We start from the raw sequence: 18512 nt of genomic DNA on the forward strand, positions 1-18512 counted from the left end.
GTCAAAGTAACAAAGAAAAAGCCTTCATGCAGAGTGAAATGTTATTGATACAGACCGTCTGCCAATTTGAAATAGTTTAAAAACAAGTTATTTAGTCGAGATAAGCAGAAAGGCGACATTCCTGTCGCCGGTCATTTGATTAAAAGGTTTTTTGACTTTAAAAGAGGGAAAGCTGTTTTTGGAAACCTTAAAATGACTTAGAAGTCATCTTTTTGGTACATATGCGCCATACGCTCATGTTTGGTCTTTAAATACTGCTCATTAAATGGGTTTAAACCCACCGTTAACGGCACGCGATCCACCACATTAATCCCTTGTTCACGGAGTGCTTCAATCTTTAGTGGGTTATTGGTAATTAACCGCACCGCTTTGACTTGCAGATGATCCAGCATAATGCTGCACATATCATATTGACGGGCATCAGCAGGCAGATTCAGCATTAAATTGGCATCTACCGTGTCATGTCCCTGATCTTGCAGGGCATAGGCACGAATCTTGTTGGTCAGGCCAATGCCGCGTCCTTCCTGACGTAAATATAAAATCACCCCTTGTCCGGCTTCATTAATCAGGCGTTGGGTGGCCTGTAATTGCGGCCCGCAGTCACATTTTAATGAAGCAAAGGCATCCCCGGTTAAACACTCGGAATGGACACGAACCAGTACCGGTTCGGTCGGGGCCTGTTCCAGACCTTTAGACAGTGCAACATGCTCTTCGCCAGTTTTCGGATCTTGAAATACAGTAATTTTAAATTCACCAAAAGCGGTTGGTAGTCTTGACGTTGCGACAAATTCTATAGGCACAGTTTTACCCGTTAAATTGTTCATGAATGCGTTAAAGTATAGCCTAATGCTCAGACATTAGTAGAATAGGATTGCTGAATTTCTGCAGAAGATTTTCTTTTTTGTAGAAAGCGAACGATAATAGTTGATAAATAGCGAGGTTATTCAGGATAATCTACGCCACCTAAACACTGCCCGACTGAAATCATTGCTCAAAACTACATCGCTAGAAATGTGGCTGATTGAAGATGGTACAATTCGACTATATGATCGAGTAACTCCCCCTTGACCTAGCTTAGGTTTTGCCAGGCTTTAGAAGGCTTTGCCACATATGTTGTATACAGAAATACCGACTCAACGCCCTGTAACACCGTTGCTGGATAGCATAGATCATCCACAACAATTACGTTTACTCGCGCAAAGCCAGTTAGCACAAGTGGCGGATGAGTTACGTCAATTCATTTTGTATGCAGCAGGGCAAAGTGGCGGGCATTTCGGTGCCAATTTAGGGGTCATCGAACTGACTGTGGCTTTGCATTATGCGTTTAATACGCCACATGACCGCCTGATCTGGGATGTCGGTCATCAGGCTTATCCACATAAAGCCTTAACCGGACGCCGTGAACAGCTGACCACCATTCGTGCCAAAGATGGTCTGGCCGCGTTTCCGGCCCGTGAAGAATCTGAATTTGATACCTTTGGTGTGGGCCATTCATCCACCGCGATTTCTGCCGGTTTGGGCATGGCGCTGGCCAGCCGTTATCAGCAGCAACAGCGCGAAGTGGTGGCAATTATTGGTGATGGTGCCATGACTGCCGGCATGGCCTTTGAAGCCATGAATGATGCGGTGGCGCATCAGGCCGATTTAATGGTCATTTTAAATGACAATGATATGTCGATTTCCTGCAGCACCGGCGGTTTTGCCAAACATCTGGCGGCGCTGTGGCAGCGCGGCGAAAGCGTGCATATAGATGCTTCTGGCGAGGCCTATATCCAGCCACATCCCGAGTGGGGCTACACCTCACGTTTGCATTGTGCTGCGACCGATGCCGCCGACAATTTATTTAAAGCGATTGGTTTTGATTATTTTGGTCCTTTTGATGGCCATGATGTTGATCAGCTGGTCAATGTATTCCAGGCACTGAAAAAGCGTAAAGGCCCGCGTTTAATCCACATCTATACCAAAAAAGGTAAAGGCTTTGCCCCGGCAGAAGCGGACCAGATTAAATATCACGCAATTAGTAAAATCAACAGCAGCGCGTCTGCAGCAGCGGCACCTAAATATTCCGATGTTTTTGGCCAATGGCTATCTGATGAAGCTGCACAAGATTCACGCCTGCTGGCGATTACTCCGGCCATGTGCGAAGGTTCGGGCATGGTGCAGTTTGCCAAGCAATATCCGGAGCGTTTCTTTGACGTAGCCATTGCTGAACAGCATGCCGTGACCTTGGCGGCCGGAATGGCCTGTGAAGGTTTAAAACCGGTGGTCGCGATTTATTCGACTTTCCTGCAACGTGGTTATGATCAGCTGATTCATGATGTGGCGCTGCAAAATCTGGATGTCACCTTCGGCATCGACCGGGCTGGTCTGGTCGGTGAAGATGGTCCGACCCATGCTGGTGCCTACGATTACGCCTATATGCGCACCGTACCGAATATGGTGATTATGGCGCCAAAAGATGAAAATGAATGCCGCCAGATGCTGCACACGGCTTATCATTATCCGGGGCCGGCAGCGGTGCGTTATCCACGTGGTAATGGCGTTGGAGTCGAAATTCAGCAGCAATTGAACCTGATGGAGATCGGTCAGGCAGAAATTGTGGCGCGTTTTAATGAACAGTCGGATGAGCAGATTGCCATTTTGGCCTTTGGTAGCCGGGTTTATCCGGCCATTGAAGCAGCACAGGCATTTGCAGCCCGGCATGACATTGCCGTGCAAGTGGTGAACATGCGTTTTGTGAAACCGCTGGATGAAGCCATGATTGAACGCCTGGCTGAAAACACCCAGCTGTTTGTAACCGTAGAAGAACATGCAGTGATGGGCGGCGCGGGCAGTGCCGTCAGTGAATATCTGGCCAAGGCTCAGCTGGTCAAGCCTATTATTCACTTAGGCCTGGATGACAGCTTTATGCAACAGGCCACACATAGCCAGATGTTGCAGCAGGCCGGTCTTGATGCCGCCGGTATCGAGCAGGCCATGACCCAGGCCTGGAACAAGCTGACCGAGAGCGTTTCATCCTGAAGCAATAAATTTTAGAAACATTTATTCCCCAAAAGCCCCAATATTTGCTAAAATGTTGGGGCTTTTATGCATTATTCTTTATCAGTATCTTCAAATTTGTAGTGGGTGTTCAATGGAACCTATGGTGGTGATGGCTGCGCGTGCGGCTCAAACAGTTGGTCAAGAGCTTTTAAAAGCGCATCAGAATCGTCATAAACTCGATCTACAAGTCGAAGAAAAAGGAATTGATGGTCCAGTAACGCGTGTTGACCGTTACCTGGAACAGTTGACCATCGATACCCTACGTAAAAGCTATAAAAATCACAGTTTCTTGGGTGAAGAGTTCGGTCTGCAAGAAGGTAAAGGTCATGATGCCGATTGGTGCTGGGTGATCGATCCTTTAGACGGTACGCTTAACTTCATCAACGGTTTTCCGCATTTCTGTATCTCTATTGCTGTTCAGCACAAAGGCGTGACTCAGCACGGCGTGATCTATGATCCAGTCAAAGACGAATTGTTCTCTGCCAGCCGTGGTCGTGGTGCCATGCTTAATCAGCGCCGTATCCGCGTGAATGTTAAAGACAGCCTGGAGAATACGTTCCTGGCTGTGGGTCATGCTTACCGCGCCAAACGTAATGGTGAAGTGGTGTCGTATGCCAAAAACCATTTCGAATCATTATTGAACGTGACTGAAGCTGGTGCGCAATATCGCCGTGCAGGTTCTGCTGCGCTGGATCTGGCTTATGTGGCAGCTGGCCGTTTAGATGGCTATTTCGAGCTGGGCCTAAAACCGTGGGATATCGCAGCGGGCGAGTTAATCGTCAAAGAAGCTGGTGGTACTGTAGTGGATGCACGTGGTGGCAGCGATTCTATGGACAATGGTCAGGTACTTGCGTGTTCTATGAAAATGCTGAAGCCTTTAATGAAGGCAGTAGTACCTGCCTGGGGCGACGCGGCAAAATAATAGACGCATTGAGTGAAATGACAAGGCTTGCTCCCAAGCCTTAAAAAACAGCCCGCCCAGTCGGGCTGTTTTTTTGCCTGTTATTTGTGCTTGATTTAATTCAAGTTTAACGACTGGTACAGAAATTAACGCAAAAGTTGATTAAATTAGATGACTTTTAAAATAATCCTGCTATAATCCGCCCACGCACTTAATTTCCGTTCATTACCTGAACATTTCTCTTCTAATCATTGTGTATGCGCGTGCGGTCCAAAGAGAGGACGATATCTCGCGCCCCAATCGCTAAAGCGATTCCTTCAGGTTAAGCCGTAATCATGCGTGCGTTATATCAACATCGTCGTTACTCGGATCGCCGCTGAATTCTTAAATTTTCAGCGTTCAATGCTGTGCCGCTTTTTGCCGATGTCCATTTGACTTTATTATTATGGAGCACCCAATTCTCGGGTGAAATACTCTATGAGCAAAACTTTTGCTGATTTTCCTCTACACGAAACTTTACAACAAGCGTTAGACGCTCTTGGCTTTACTGCGCCTACGCCTGTACAGGAACAGTCAATTCCTGCGGCATTAGAAGGTAAAGATCTTCTTGTATCAAGCCAAACCGGTTCGGGTAAAACTGCAGCGTTCCTTCTCCCAACGCTGAACGCACTTGCAAACCAGGACACATTCGTTCCGTTTAAAGAACGTATGAAAGCCATTACTCAGCCATCTATTCTGGTACTTTGCCCAACACGTGAACTTGCTCAACAGGTGAGCCAGGACGCGATTGCATTTGTACGTCACATGAAAGGTGTTCGTATTGCTGCGATCATGGGTGGTATGCCTTTTGGTAAACAAATTCAACAGTTAAAAGGTGCACAAGTGGTTGTAGCGACGCCAGGTCGTCTACTTGACCTTGTGAACCGTCGTCAAATCAAACTCGACAAAGTTAATGCGTTGATCGTTGACGAAGCTGACCGTATGCTGGACCTGGGTTTCTCTGAAGACCTGGAAGCAATCAGTGATTTGGCTGCAAACCGCGAACAGACCTTAATGTTCTCTGCGACATTTGCACCACGTATCATCACGCTTGCTGAACGTATGATGAATGAGCCAGAACGTATTGCGATCGAAACTGGTCACTCTACCAATACGGACATTACTCAGACTTTACACTGGACTGATGGCTTCGAGCACAAGAAAAAACTGTTGACGCACTGGTTGAGCGAACAGGATCTTGATCAGGCCGTTGTATTCGCTTCTACCCAAGAAGATACCGATATGCTGGCTGAAGAACTGGCTGAAGCAGGTCACTCAGTTGTTGCGCTGCATGGTGCAATGCCACAAACCGTTCGTAACCGCCGTTTACGCAGCATTCGTGAAGGTCGTGCCAAGATTTTAGTTGCAACTGACGTTGCAGCGCGTGGTCTGGACGTACCGACTATTTCTCACGTGATTAACTTCGGTCTGCCAATGAAGAACGAAGACTATGTACACCGTATTGGCCGTACTGGTCGTGCCGGTCGTACTGGTAAAGCGATTACTTTGGCGACTTACCGTGAACGCGGTAAAATTCGTGCGCTTGAAGATTACTTAGATGCACGTTTAGAAGTATCTGAAATTGAAGGTTTAGAGCCATCTCCACCTCCAGCACGTCCACGTCGTGACGGCGGTCGTGGTGGTAAACGTGACGGTGGTCGCGGTGGCCGTGGTGGTTTCGGCGGTGGCCGTCGTTTTGAAGGCGAAAGCAACTTCAAACGTCGTGAAGGCGGTGATGACCGTCCACGTCGCAGCTTCGACGACAAACCACGTGGCGAGCGTCCATTTGGTGAAGACCGTCCACGTCGTGAATTCAACAGCGATCGTCCGCGTCGTGAAGGTGGTTTTGGCGACCGTCCACAGCGTTCTTTCGATGACCGTCCACGTCGCGAATTCAACAGCGACCGTCCACGTCGTGAAGGTGGCTTTGGTGACCGTCCACAACGTTCTTTCGATGATCGTCCACGCCGTGAATTCAACAGTGACCGTCCGCGTCGCGAAGGTGGTTTCAACGAGCGTCCACGTTTTGACAGCAATGATGACAACCGTGGCAACCGCGTAGACTACAAACCACGTCGTGAAGGTGCTTTCGGTGACCGTCCTAAGCGTGATTTTGGCGACCGTCCAGCGCGTTCATTCGGTGAAGATCGTCCACGTCGCGAATTCAACAGCGACCGTCCACGCCGTGAAGGTGGTGACCGCCGTCGTAAATTCAACGACTAAGTTGAACTGAGCGAATTCAGAAAACCGGTGCTTGCACCGGTTTTTTTATGCGAGAAAATTTGAATTTTGATGAGGAAAATGTATACTGGTTCAAGTTTATTTAAGAATATATTAAGCGATGTCTCATTATCATTCGCACAAACTGCCCGGTGTGTCATCTATGAAAGAGGTGCTTATGCCATATATTTTTTTGGTTTTGCTGCTCTGTAACCTCATCTTTTTTATTTACAGAACTTTTGCCTAAGCTGCATCTCTTTGTTTCTACGCTCAAATTAGACCATAATAAAATTGTACAACTTGTACACAGTTTAAAAGAATTTCATAGATAACAATTTGTTCTCCAATCCTTTATAGTATGCATGCTGAAAAAATGCAGGAAAATCCTCAGCTATGAATAATCAGACACCTCTACAGGCGCCAGCACTGATTGAAGTCAATCACCTGAGCTTTAAACGAGGGGAGCGGGTCATTTACGACAATGTCAGCTTAAAAATTCGACGTGGGCAGATTACTGCAATTATGGGACCGTCAGGCACGGGTAAAACCACCTTGCTGCGTTTAATTGGCGGGCAGCTCACTCCGGATCAGGGTGAAGTGCTGCTCGATGGTAAGAATATTGGGAAAATGTCACGTCAGGAGCTGTTTGCAGCACGGGCGCGAATGGGCATGCTGTTTCAAAGCGGTGCCTTGTTTACCGATATGACGGTTTATGAAAACGTGGCCTTCCCGATTCGTGCACATACCCGTTTACCCGAACATCTTATTGCCGAACTGGTGGCTTTAAAGCTGGAATCGGTGGGTTTGCGTGGTGCCGAGCAGCTCATGCCGTCTGAACTGTCTGGCGGGATGAACCGTCGTGTGGCTTTGGCGCGTGCCATTGCGCTGGACCCGGAACTGATTATGTACGATGAACCTTTTGCCGGTCAGGACCCGATTGTGATGGGCGTATTGACCCGTTTAATCCGTTCATTGCGTGAAGCACTGGATTTAACCACCATTATTGTGTCGCATGATGTGGCCGAAACCCTGTCGATTGCCGATTATATTTATGTGGTGGCGGAAGGGAAAGTGCAGGGTGAAGGCACCCCAGAACAATTAAAACAGCATGCCTCGCCTTTTGTACGTCAGTTCTTAACCGGTTCAGTTGAAGGCCCGGTCGACTATCAGTTTAGCCATCAACCCTATTTAAGTCATGAGGTGCATTCAGCATGAATGCGATTGCTGCATTAGGACGCCGTGTGATTGAGCGGGTACGTGGTATAGGCGTTGCCACATTAATGCTGCTCCAGATTTTATTTTCCATGCCAACCTGGATTGGCGTGAAACTGTTTATTTACCAGATGTACCGCGTCGGGGTGATGTCACTGCTGATTATTGTGGTGTCGGGCTTATTTATTGGTGCGGTGCTGGGCCTGCAAATGTACAGCATTTTGGTGACCTTTGGCAGTGAAGCCATGCTGGGCACCGCTGTGGCCCTAACCTTGCTGCGTGAACTGGCCCCGGTGGTTGCGGCCCTGTTATTTGCTGGCCGTGCCGGTTCTGCCTTGACTGCTGAAATTGGCCTGATGAAAGCCACCGAACAGTTGTCCAGTATGGAAATGATCGGGGTCGATCCTTTAAAGCGGGTCATCTCGCCGCGTTTATGGGCCGGTATTTTCAGCTTGCCGATGCTATCCGTGATTTTTGCGGCAGTCGGGATTATGGGTGGTAAATTCGTTGGGGTAGATTTTTTAGGCGCCGATGAAGGCTCTTACTGGAGCGGTATGGAAAGCACCGTACAGTTCTATAAAGATATCTTTAACGGCACCATTATTAAAAGTTTTGTTTTTGCATTAATTTGTACCTGGATTGCGGTCTACCAAGGCTATGCCTGCGAGCCTACGTCTGAAGGTATCGCGACATCTACCACGCGTACCGTGGTGTATTCATCGCTTTGTGTTTTAGGTTTTGATTTCGTATTGACTGCGGTCATGTTCGGAGGTGTTTAATGAAATCACGTACTAGTGAGCTGGCCGTCGGTGTTTTTGTCATTCTGTTTGGTATTGCTTTATTCTTCCTGGCGATGCGGGTCAGTGGTCTGGTGGGCACCACCATTCAGGACAGTTATTCCATGACCGCAACGTTTGACAATATTAACGGGATCAAGCCGCGTGCCAAAGTGGCCTTAAGCGGGGTTAAAGTCGGGCAGGTCGAATCCATTACTTTAGACCCGGTGACGCGTCTGGCCACTGTGACCATGATTCTGGATGGTGAGCTGACCACCTTTAATCAGGAACAGTTACAACAGGTGCAACAATATGCCCTGGAAGAGTTGCGTTACAGCAGCGAATACAGCGAAGCCGATCCTGCGCAACAAAAAGCAATGGAAAAGCAACTGTTGGATAACATGACCTCCATCACCAATATCGATGAAGATGCTTACATAATGGTAGCAACCAATGGTCTTTTGGGTGAGAAGTACCTGAAGATTGTACCGGGTGGTGGTCTGAATTATTTAAAACGTGGTGATCAAATCAGTAATACCCAAAGCACCATGGAAATTGAAGACCTTGTGACCAAGTTTGTGACCGGTGGCGCAGGCAACAAGTCATCATCCGATAACCCGGCAGATGAGACATCCGCTGAAACAACAGATGCAGAAGTGTCATTTGTTGAGTAATTGAGAGGAGAAATTTTAGTGAAGACATTGTTCAAACAAACCTTGACCGCAAGTGTTTTGGCCACGCTGGTGGCAGGTAGTGCATTTGCTGCACCAACCGAAACTCCTCCCGCATTTATCAAGAAAGTGGCGGATGGTCTGATTTCGCGTTTAAAAGCCGATCATGCCAAACTGCAAAATAATCCGGCCTTGGTGAAAACCATTGTGCGCCAGAACCTTGATCCGTATATCGATTCACAAGCCTTTACCCGGATTGTGATGGGAACCTATGCGACTAATCAGTACAGTTCGGCTGCACAGCGTGCCCAGTTTGAAAAGAATTTCCGTGAAACCCTGATTGAAAACTATGGTTCAGCCTTTGCGAAATTCAGCAACCAGACTTATACCTTACGTCCGTATAAAGCCAGCAACAGCAAGAACCCGGTAGTGACCATCGACTTTAACAACAAAGGCGAGAAAATTCCGGTATCGTTCCAGCTGGTCGATAAAGGCAATCAGTGGAAAATCCGTAACATCAACGTATCCGGGATTGATTTAGGTCTGCAGTTCCGTAACCAGTTTGCAGCCAACGTCAAACGTAATGGCGGCAATATTGATAAAGCGATTGCGACCTTTAAACCAGATGCAGAAGCTGCGGTTGATAAAAAATAATAGGACGTGCTGTGATTGAATATGTAAATCAGGAACTGCGAGTTTCCGGGAAAATTGACTTTAACAATGCCGAGCAGTATTACCAGCAGGGCTTGCAGCTGATTCAACAGCAGCCCGCCCCGGTGGTGGTGAATCTGGCCGAACTTGAGCAGGGCAGTACCCTGGCTTTGGCTGTGCTGGTGCGCTGGTTAAGACAGACCCCGGATGCGCAAGGGCTGGTCTTTAAAGCCGTCCCGGAAAAAATGATGAAGATTATTCAATCCTGTCATTTGCAGGATGATTTACAGCTCAGCGCTTAAACAAAAAGCACCTCAACCGAGGTGCTTTTTTATGGCGTTAAGTTTCTCTCTTTACCTAAGGGAGGTGAGGAGGGATGAAGGATTAGTGAAACCAGCCCTCTCTCTAACTCTCTCCCTTAGGGAGAGACATGTCGCATTAAATCCATTTCTTCCATCTGAAGTAAATCAGCGGCCCGATAAAGAAGCCAATCAGGATAATACTGACAATAATAAAACTGGTGGTGCCTTTGGCAAAAGGCAGTACATCGGTGTTCATGCCATAGACACTGGCCACCAGCATCGGTGGTGCCAGCATACTTGGTAAAATCGAGAAGCGACGGATGGTGTCATTCTGTTCGGTGTTAATGAAGCCCGAAGTAGTATCGAGCAGGAAGCGCACTTTCTGGAACAGGAAGGCGTCGTGTTCGACCAGCGAGCGTACATCTTCACTCAGTTCACGGATATCGGCATCATAAATATGACTGCCCAAAGCACGTGGACGGGCTAAAAAGGTCAGTACTCGGCGTAAATCAATTAGACAGAGCTGGGCTTTTCCAAGCATATCTTCCAGTTGTGCCAGCCGGGTAATCATGTCATCGAGGTCTAAAATCATTTCCCGGTGGCGGTTATTCAGCACTTCGGTGGAGTATTTTTCCAGGTCCTTGTGGATATCTTCCAAGATATCCGCAAGCTCATCCAGCTTGGCTTCTAACAGACCGAGCAGCACCCAGGTCGGGTCTTTATAATCAATTTCATAATCATTGCGCCGTGCACGAGCACGAAAGGCACGAAAGGCCACCAGTTTTTCACCGCGCAGGGTTAGCAGGCGGTCCCGGTTTAAAATAAAGGCAACGGTTTGTACCGTGGCGAGAATACTGGAATTTTCTTCCGATTCATCATCGACCTGATAGTTTTTATTTTTCGTTAAAAAATAGGTGCTGATGTGTAAAACCCCATCATCATCACGGTAAAATCGGGCAGATGAGGAAATGTCTTCCAGGGACTTTAAGGTGGGTAAATCCTGCCGGTAGGCGTCCATGACCCACTGTTGTTCTTCTTGTGAAGGGGCGATCAGGTCAATCCAGACCAGTTCTGGATGCAGGTCGAAGCCGCCGTTGATGGTGGCATCTTCCAGACTACCGCGCTCTGTGGCGTAAAAGGCTTCAAGCATTAGTCTTTTCTCCCTTGCGCAGTATGGGTTTTATTGATGGGTGTATTTTAGACAAGGATTTGATTAAAAACACTGTTTGAAGTGCTAATTTATTTAAAAAACCAGCTCAAGGGTATATTTGCGGCATCATAGCCGCTGAACATGGTGAAAAAATGACACATTCAATTGCAGTCTTCTGTGGCTCGGCTTTAGGTTCCGATGCGGTTTTTGTGGACACGGCGCAGCTGGTCGGGCAAACGATTGCAAAACAGGGCAAAACCCTGGTCTATGGTGGTGGTCGCTCCGGGTTAATGGGCGTAGTCGCAGACAGTGCCTTGCAGGCCGGTGGTGCCGTAATTGGCGTGATTCCGGAACCGCTAGTCGATCGCGAGCTGGCCCATCCCGGTTTAACCGAGCTGCATGTGGTGAAGAATATGCATGAGCGTAAAACCAAAATGTCAGAACTGTCCGATGCCTTTATTGCCATGCCAGGTGGTGCCGGCACACTGGAAGAAATTTTTGAGCAGTGGACCTGGGCCCAGCTGGGAATTCATTTAAAACCGAATGCCTTTTTAAATGTTGAAGGTTTTTATGATGATCTGCTGCGCTTTATTCGCATGACTACTGACAAGGGCTTTACCCATGCACGTTTTACCGAGGCGTTAATTGTGTCTGATTCTATGGATGAGATTTTAAGCCAGTTTGAACGCTTTCAGGCACCTGAACCGAAATGGGGTATGGCCGACCGTCAGGCCTTGGTGAAATAAATATGAACACCATTACCGTAGCTGCGGCCATTATTCTGAACGAGCAGCAGCAATTGCTGCTGGTACGCAAACAGCACACCCAATGTTTTATGCAGGTTGGCGGCAAGCTGGAAAGCGCTGAGCCACCGGAGCAGACCATCTGCCGGGAAATTGCGGAGGAAATTGGCTGTCAGGCCCGGATTAAACAGTTTGTTGGCCGTTTTGAAACCGCTACAGCCAATGAGCCGGATCATCGTCTGGTCAGTTATGTTTATTATGTGCAGCTCGATCAGGACCCGCAGGTTCAGGCGGAAATTGCGGAAATGAAATGGATTGAACTGGAGGATAAGACGACACGTCTGGCACCGTTAACCACAGAAGTGGTGATTCCCTGGGTGAAACAGCATCTGTTACAGTCGGCTTAAGGCTGGCTGTTTTTCAGATGATTTAACCATCGGCACTGGCAATACACACCGCATAGACCTTGTGACAGCCAAGTTGCTCCAGCTGCTGTTTTAGCGCACGAATTGAGCTGCCGGTGGTGACCACATCATCGACAATTAACACCCGGCGATAGGGCCGGCCGGCATCGGGTCGCAGCTGGAATTGCTGGTCCAGATTTTCCAGTCGTTCCAAGCGGCTTAAGCCTTTTTGACTGTGTTGATGGCGCCGTACAACCGGTTGCCAGATTGGTAGCTGTAAATGGCGTGCCAGCACCTGAGCCAGCAGCAGGGTATGATGATAGCCACGCTCTGCCAGTCGCTCGGTTGCCACCGGCATCGGGACAATGGCCTGTACCCGTGGATAGGCCAATTCACACAGGCTGCCCGCCAGTAAAGGCTGATAATGCAATTGCTGCTCATATTTGAATTGCTGAATCATCCGGTCGACTGGATAACGATAATGACAGGCCACCTGAATCTCGGTTTCCTGCCGGTAGAAGTTTGCTTTTAACCATGGCAGTTGCTGCAAGCAATCTGCACAGACCCGGTACTGCTGCTGGGCCGCACTGCCACAGAGCTGGCAGGGCAGTAATTTTTGTAATAGCGTACGGCTATGCGCCAGCAGCTTAAACATAGGCATAACGTGGTGCTTCCGGCAGCCAGCGTTTGAGCAGGGCCTCGGCCTGCTCGGGATAATCTTTCAGCATCTGCTGGGCCACATAATGCGCCTGATTCAGCAGATGATCATCGCGTTCCAGCTTGGCCACCCGAAAGCCCATATCGCCGGTTTGTTTGGTGCCCAGTAACTCTCCCGGGCCGCGCAGTTCCAGATCTTTTTCGGCAATCACAAAGCCATCATTACTTTCTCTTAAAATCCGCAGCCGTTCCTGGCCGTTTTGCGACAGCGGATGCTTATACAGCAGGGCACAGAAACTAGCTTTGGCACCCCGACCGACTCGGCCACGCAGCTGATGCAATTGTGACAGACCTAAACGCTCGGCATTTTCAATCACCATAATTGAAGCATTCGGGACATCGACGCCGACTTCAATCACGGTAGTGGCAATCAGCAATTGTAGCTGGTTGTCTTTAAACTGCTGCATCACCGCCTGTTTATCATCGGCCTTCATTTTGCCATGCACCAGACCAATATTCAGTTCCGGAAAGCGCTCCTTGATTTCAGCAAAAGTCGCTTCGGCAGCTTGCGCATCCAACGTTTCTGACTGTTCGACCAGGGTGCAGACCCAATAGGCCTGTTTGCCTTCGGCACAGTTACTGGCAATACGCTGTAATACCTGCTCGCGCCGGTCCAGTGGAATGGTCACAGTCTGAATCGGGGTACGGCCCGGCGGCAGCTCATCAATAATGGAAGTATCCAGATCGCCATAGGCGGACATCGCCAGCGTACGTGGAATTGGGGTGGCGGTCATCACCAGCTGATGCGGAGTCATGTGATTCAGGCCTTTGTTTCTTAAGGCCAGCCGCTGATCGACCCCAAAACGGTGCTGTTCATCAATAATCACCAGTCCCAGCTTGGCAAATTCGACATTGTCCTGAAACAGCGCATGGGTGCCGACCACCAGCTGGGCGCTGCCATCCTGAATAATCTGTTCGGCGCTGGCGCGGGCCTTGCCTTTCTGTTTGCCAGAGAGCCAGGATACGGTCAGTCCCAAAGGTTCAAACCAGCGTTTAAAGTTTAAATAATGTTGTTCAGCCAGAATCTCAGTCGGTGCCATCAGCGCCACCTGCCAGCCTTCTTCCAGTGCATGACAGGCCGCCACCGCCGCCACCAACGTTTTACCGGCGCCGACATCACCTTGTACCAGCCGCAGCATCGGCTTGTTTTGTTTTAGGTCCTGGATAATTTCCTTCGACACCCGTTTTTGTGCGCCGGTCATGCTAAACGGTAAGCCGGCCAGTAACTGCTTGGCCAGATATTGGCTGGGTGCAAAAGCTGGCGCTTCAATCTGCTGAATATAAGCGCGGCGGGTCAATAAACTGACCTGATGTGCCACCAGTTCCTCAAAAATCAGCCGCTGCTGGGCCGGATGCGAACCCTGACCGAGCTGCAGCATATTGGCACTGGTTGGCGGCTCATGGATATATTCTAGCGCCTGTTTCAGTGCATAGCCGTTGGTAAATTTTTCCGGCAACAGTTCCGGCAGATCATCACTGTGCTGTTTCAGCGCCTGTTTGACATAGTCGCGCAGTTTGGGCTGGGTCAGGCCTTCGGTGCTCGGATAAATCGCCGTGAGCTGGGTTTTCGGCAGCGGGGTATGCTCGCTGATTAGCTGGATGTCTGGATGATACATTTCCAGACCACGCGCGCCGACCCGGACTTCACCAAACACGCGCAGGCGGTTGCCGACTTTGGCACGGTCGGTTAGGCCTTTATAAATATGATAAAAACGTAAGGTGACTTTGGCGCTGTCATCATCCAGCAGAATTGCCATCGACTTGCGTTTGCCGGGTGGGAAATCGACCCCTTTGACAATGCCTTCCAGTAAATAGCTGCGGCCGACGTTCAATTGGTTCATCGGAATGATCGTGCTACGATCTTCATAATCACGCGGCAGATGAAACAGTAGGTCATCTGTGGTGAAAATATTCAGTTTTTCCAGTAACGCGGCAGCAGCAGCGCCAACGCCTTGTAATTGATGGACTGCGGCCATGTCCCCTCAACAATGGTAATGAGCAAGTGGGTTATGCATATTTTATTTATCGGTTATGGTAAAACATCTGCACGTGTGGCTAAACAACTATTTCAAGCTGGCCACCAAATTACCACAATTAGCCGCAGCCGGAAAAGTGATGACCATGCAACGCATCTGATTCAGGATGTGCAGCAGCTGGATTTAAGCCAGCTGGCGCCCATTGACTGGGTCTATGTGCTGCTCAGTCCGGGCCAGAGCACGCCGGAGGCCTATCAGCAGACCTATCTGGATTCGGTGCAACCAATTGTAACGGCGCTGGCAGCGCATCCGGTGCGTCGTATGGTGGTGGTGTCATCGACCCGGGTGTATGGACAAAATGCCGGGGAATGGATTGAGGATACCACACTGCTTCAGCCGCCAGATGCACAGGCAGACATTCTGCTCAAGATGGAGCAGGCCTATTTAAGCGCTTATCCGGAGCGTTGCACCATTATCCGGCCCAGCGGTATTTATGGCAGCTCAATCGCAAGGATGGTCAAGCTGGCGCACACGCTCACTGAATATCCAAACCGGCACTGGTCTAACCGGATTCATATTGATGATCTGGCGCGTTTTCTGGCACAGATGATTCACGTGGAACATCTGCAGGAGAGTTATATTGTCAGTAATGGTCAGCCGCAACTGCTGCATGAGGTGGTGCAATGGTTTCAGCAGCAGCTGCATCTGCCGTTCTTAACCCTGACCAGTCCGCACGAAACCGGCAAGCGGATTTTACCGAAACGGATGCAGGACAGTGGTTTTAAGTTACAGCATGACGACTGTTTTCAGGATTATCTGGCCCTGTTACAGCAAGCGGATGTGAACTAAGAGTTTTTCATTTTATTGAGGATGGCTGATATTTCCCGCACCTTTGCACGAAGGCAAAGATACGGGTTATGGACGGTTTTTTATTTCTTTTTACGTTTTAAGCGACGTTTGGCTTGCTGCGCAGCTAGGGCATCCAGCGCATCTTTCAGTTCTTCATCGCTAAAGGTGGTGATGTGTTGCAGCATTTGCAGGGTGACATCATCCAGCACCAGATTGGCATACTGCGCCACATTGCTAAAGTTCTCATCAAAGACAATAGCATTGTCGCTGTTGGTGCTGATATAGCCTTGCTGGGTCAGCACTTTAATAAAGCTCTGGAACAGGGCCTTATCGAAGAACTCTGGTGAGTTGAACTCATACAGCACCGATAAACGCTGACCAACCAGATGACTCAGTTCTTCAACCTGACGGGCGGAAATATTGCCAGAACCACGCTGGGTAATCAGCGCCAGGGTCATGTAGTAGCGTTCCAGACTTTGCATTACCGGCGCAGCCAATACTACCAACTGGTTATGATCTTCACTGTTCGGTGCCGGAGAAAGCAGATTCCCTTCAGCATTTTCACTAATCAGCTTGGCCTGAATTAGCCCATCAGCATAGGCACAGATTTGCTGTTTCAGTTCTGCTTCATTCCATTTCAGGAACAGCTCGGCTTTCAGGAACGGATACAGCGTGCGAATTACATTAATTAAATCGCCACGCTTGATTGAACCATTGTGCTCAACCAGTGCCGCTACCAGAGATGGCAGGACAAAGGCATGCAGAATATTGTTGCGGAAATAGGTCAGCAACACCGCCTGATTGTCTTCAATGGCAATAATATCGCCCAGAACGTGCTGCACACGTTTAATCAGTTTCAGCTTCAGACCGTAGGCAATAATTTCCTTGCCTGAAAGTGGGGTGATGTGGGTGCGCTCATCGTAAGGCAGGGCAGTGAGCAGGTCACGATAGGTATCCAGCTGCTTGATACAGATCGCTTCATCCAGGGTGTGTTTTGGCGTGGCCAGCAAAATCAGCGATAACAGTGATACCGGATTAATCACCACAGCGCGGTTAATGTTTTCCAGAATCGCATAGGCCGAGCTGTTTACCGCATCGGAGACTTCTTGCGGAATCGGATCGTCATTTTTTTCGATACTGATCTGTTCGGCGTCATGCTGTTTTAGCATGTCATCTAAAAAGACTGGCTCGCCAAAATTCACATGCACTTTGCCAAAAATACGCTCGATTTTTCTCAAGGTTTTCAGAATACCGACAATGGATTCGGCTTCTTTCGGTTTACCCTGCATTTCACCGACATAGGTCGAACCTTCCATCAGGCGTTCATAGCCAATATAGGTCGGTACAAAAGCAATCGGTTTGGCGCGGCCACGTAAATGTCCATGTACGGTCATGGCCAGCATGCCGGTTTTTGGCGGCAACAAGCGGCCGGTACGCGAACGGCCACCTTCAATAAAGTATTCCAGCGGCGTGTTACGCGACAGAATGCTGTACAGATATTCCTTAAATACGGTGGTGTACAGGCCATTGCCACGGAAAGTCCGGCGAATAAAGAAGGCCCCGCCACCGCGTAATAACTGACCGACAAAGGGCATGTTCAGGTTATCGCCAGCCGCAATATACGGCACCATCATGCCGCGTTTATAAATCACATAAGACAGCAATAAATAGTCGATATGACTGCGATGGCACGGGGTATAAATAATTTCGTAGTCTTTGGCCAGTTCACGCACGGTGCTGAAATTATGCACCTCGACGCCATCATAGAGCTGGGTCCATAAACGGGTTAGCGCCGTTTCAGCAAAGCGGATGGCGGCATAGGAATAGTCCGACACGATTTCATTTAAATAGCCAATGGCACGGCGCTCGGCTTCAATCATGCTGATTTTACTGCGGATGCTTTCGCGGCGAATGGCTTCTTGTACATCCGGCGCTTTAATCAGGCTATGCATGACGTTACGGCGGTCCGATAAATCGGGACCTAATACCACTTCGCGCTGGCTGTCTAAATAATTATTTAAGGTATTAATAATACAGGTCGCTGGCGACAGGTTCGGGGCCTGAATCTTGGCGGTCTGCACCATCGCTCTTAAAGACTGTGCCTCATGAAACTCCAGATAGGACTGGCGACCATGCAGGCCAATATTGACCAGCTGCTTGACGGTACCTGGCGTAGCCCAGGTATCGGTCAGGAGCAGTTTGAGCCAGGAATCTTCTTTATCTGGTGCGCGGCCCCAGAGAACGGTGACCGGAATCAGCTCAATATCCAGTTCAGGGTGCTGTTCCAGCAGTTCAATCAGGCGTAGTAAACGCGGCGGAAAGGCGTGCGGCGGCGGATTCAGCAGATTGTTTTCATCATAGTGCTGTAAAAACAGAATCGAAGCTTTTTCCTTATGCTGGCCAATCTGCATCGGGTCTAATGCGGGCGGCAGCTTTAAGCGGCGTGTTTCACCATCAAGGACCAGGGCATTGCTGCGGGAATGGTTCTGCAACACATAGCAGACAATTTTTTGGGTCGGCTGTTCTGAATGGTCTGTCGCTGCTGCTTCGGCAGGAACCTCGCCCAGTACATGCGGGGTTACCACCAGATCAAGCAGTTTGCTTGAAAGCTGACGATAAATTTGACCAAAACCACTCTTGGACATACCAACTCCTAAATCAATGACCAGTACCGCAGATTATCTGAGGGAAAAAATAATAAATCTAATTGTAGCGAAAAATAGCCTGACATTTTCTGACAAATTCTATCTTTAGTGCTCAATTTTATCGTTAAAAATCGTATTTTTAGTGCGGTGCATTATACGGGAGCCGTGACAGGGCAGTCAGTTAAACTTTAGTGTTTTAGTCGACAAATATGGC

At 48.9% G+C, this 18512-nt stretch carries 16 protein-coding genes; 11 read left to right on the plus strand and 5 right to left on the minus strand.

Annotation, left to right across the window (positions count from 1 at the left end; genetic code table 11):
- Positions 1 to 197: 197 nt before the first annotated feature.
- Positions 198 to 800, minus strand: a complete 603-nt coding sequence (gene ribA / locus FTT64_RS03895; protein WP_034598236.1) for a GTP cyclohydrolase II — start codon at positions 798 to 800, stop codon at positions 198 to 200.
- A 310-nt stretch (positions 801 to 1110) separates the two neighbouring features.
- On the opposite strand from ribA, the gene dxs reads away from it, so the two are divergent.
- From dxs to FTT64_RS03935, 8 genes are all read left to right on the plus strand, one after another.
- Complete coding sequence (gene dxs / locus FTT64_RS03900) at positions 1111 to 3021, plus strand: 1-deoxy-D-xylulose-5-phosphate synthase (RefSeq protein WP_180182053.1); 1911 nt, start codon at positions 1111 to 1113, stop codon at positions 3019 to 3021.
- Positions 3022 to 3133: 112 nt separating this feature from the next.
- Positions 3134 to 3964 carry an inositol monophosphatase family protein gene (locus FTT64_RS03905; RefSeq protein WP_034597976.1) on the plus strand — a complete coding sequence of 277 codons (831 nt, stop codon included), beginning with the start codon at positions 3134 to 3136 and terminating at the stop codon, positions 3962 to 3964.
- A gap of 456 nt (positions 3965 to 4420) precedes the next feature.
- Positions 4421 to 6205, plus strand: coding sequence for a DEAD/DEAH box helicase (locus tag FTT64_RS03910; protein WP_005180331.1), 1785 nt, complete (start codon positions 4421 to 4423; stop codon positions 6203 to 6205).
- A 390-nt stretch (positions 6206 to 6595) separates the two neighbouring features.
- Positions 6596 to 7417, plus strand: a complete 822-nt coding sequence (locus FTT64_RS03915; protein WP_005180329.1) for an ABC transporter ATP-binding protein — start codon at positions 6596 to 6598, stop codon at positions 7415 to 7417.
- Entirely contained in the window at positions 7414 to 8193 is a 780-nt protein-coding gene (gene mlaE, locus FTT64_RS03920; protein WP_005180328.1) for a lipid asymmetry maintenance ABC transporter permease subunit MlaE, read from the plus strand. Before FTT64_RS03915 ends, mlaE begins: the two co-directional genes overlap by 4 nt.
- Complete coding sequence (locus FTT64_RS03925) at positions 8193 to 8864, plus strand: outer membrane lipid asymmetry maintenance protein MlaD (protein WP_075168244.1); 672 nt, start codon at positions 8193 to 8195, stop codon at positions 8862 to 8864. Before mlaE ends, FTT64_RS03925 begins: the two co-directional genes overlap by 1 nt.
- 18 nt (positions 8865 to 8882) lie before the next feature.
- A complete protein-coding gene (locus tag FTT64_RS03930; protein WP_005180322.1) occupies positions 8883 to 9515 on the plus strand; it encodes a phospholipid-binding protein MlaC in 633 nt (210 codons plus the stop codon).
- A gap of 11 nt (positions 9516 to 9526) precedes the next feature.
- On the plus strand, positions 9527 to 9814 hold the full coding sequence (locus FTT64_RS03935; protein ID WP_045795311.1) for an STAS domain-containing protein: 288 nt from the start codon (positions 9527 to 9529) through the stop codon (positions 9812 to 9814).
- Between the two features lie 136 nt (positions 9815 to 9950).
- Here the strand turns inward: FTT64_RS03935 and FTT64_RS03940 are convergent, their stop codons facing one another.
- A complete protein-coding gene (locus tag FTT64_RS03940; protein WP_005180320.1) occupies positions 9951 to 10964 on the minus strand; it encodes a CorA family divalent cation transporter in 1014 nt (337 codons plus the stop codon).
- Between the two features lie 152 nt (positions 10965 to 11116).
- On the opposite strand from FTT64_RS03940, the gene FTT64_RS03945 reads away from it, so the two are divergent.
- Both FTT64_RS03945 and FTT64_RS03950 read left to right on the plus strand, forming a co-directional pair.
- The gene (locus FTT64_RS03945; protein WP_168398951.1) at positions 11117 to 11710 is read left to right on the plus strand and encodes a TIGR00730 family Rossman fold protein; all 594 of its coding nucleotides are present in this window, start codon (positions 11117 to 11119) and stop codon (positions 11708 to 11710) included.
- 2 nt (positions 11711 to 11712) lie between these two features.
- Positions 11713 to 12114, plus strand: a complete 402-nt coding sequence (locus FTT64_RS03950) for an NUDIX domain-containing protein (protein ID WP_034597959.1) — start codon at positions 11713 to 11715, stop codon at positions 12112 to 12114.
- A gap of 22 nt (positions 12115 to 12136) precedes the next feature.
- On the opposite strand, the gene FTT64_RS03955 is transcribed toward FTT64_RS03950, so the two are convergent.
- On the minus strand, positions 12137 to 12772 hold the full coding sequence (locus FTT64_RS03955; RefSeq protein ID WP_180182052.1) for a ComF family protein: 636 nt from the start codon (positions 12770 to 12772) through the stop codon (positions 12137 to 12139).
- The gene (gene recG, locus FTT64_RS03960; RefSeq protein ID WP_180182051.1) at positions 12759 to 14804 is read right to left on the minus strand and encodes an ATP-dependent DNA helicase RecG; all 2046 of its coding nucleotides are present in this window, start codon (positions 14802 to 14804) and stop codon (positions 12759 to 12761) included. The genes FTT64_RS03955 and recG overlap by 14 nt, the downstream gene beginning before the upstream one ends.
- Positions 14805 to 14837: 33 nt before the next feature.
- On the opposite strand from recG, the gene FTT64_RS03965 reads away from it, so the two are divergent.
- Positions 14838 to 15653, plus strand: a complete 816-nt coding sequence (locus tag FTT64_RS03965) for an NAD(P)H-binding protein (protein WP_180182050.1) — start codon at positions 14838 to 14840, stop codon at positions 15651 to 15653.
- An 80-nt stretch (positions 15654 to 15733) separates the two neighbouring features.
- Here FTT64_RS03965 and plsB read toward each other — a convergent pair whose 3' ends face one another.
- The gene (plsB, locus tag FTT64_RS03970) at positions 15734 to 18298 is read right to left on the minus strand and encodes a glycerol-3-phosphate 1-O-acyltransferase PlsB (protein ID WP_180182049.1); all 2565 of its coding nucleotides are present in this window, start codon (positions 18296 to 18298) and stop codon (positions 15734 to 15736) included.
- Positions 18299 to 18512: the final 214 nt, after the last annotated feature.

It is taken from the genome of Acinetobacter sp. Q186-3, assembly GCF_013420655.1.
GTDB classification, from domain to species: Bacteria; Pseudomonadota; Gammaproteobacteria; order Pseudomonadales; family Moraxellaceae; genus Acinetobacter; species Acinetobacter indicus.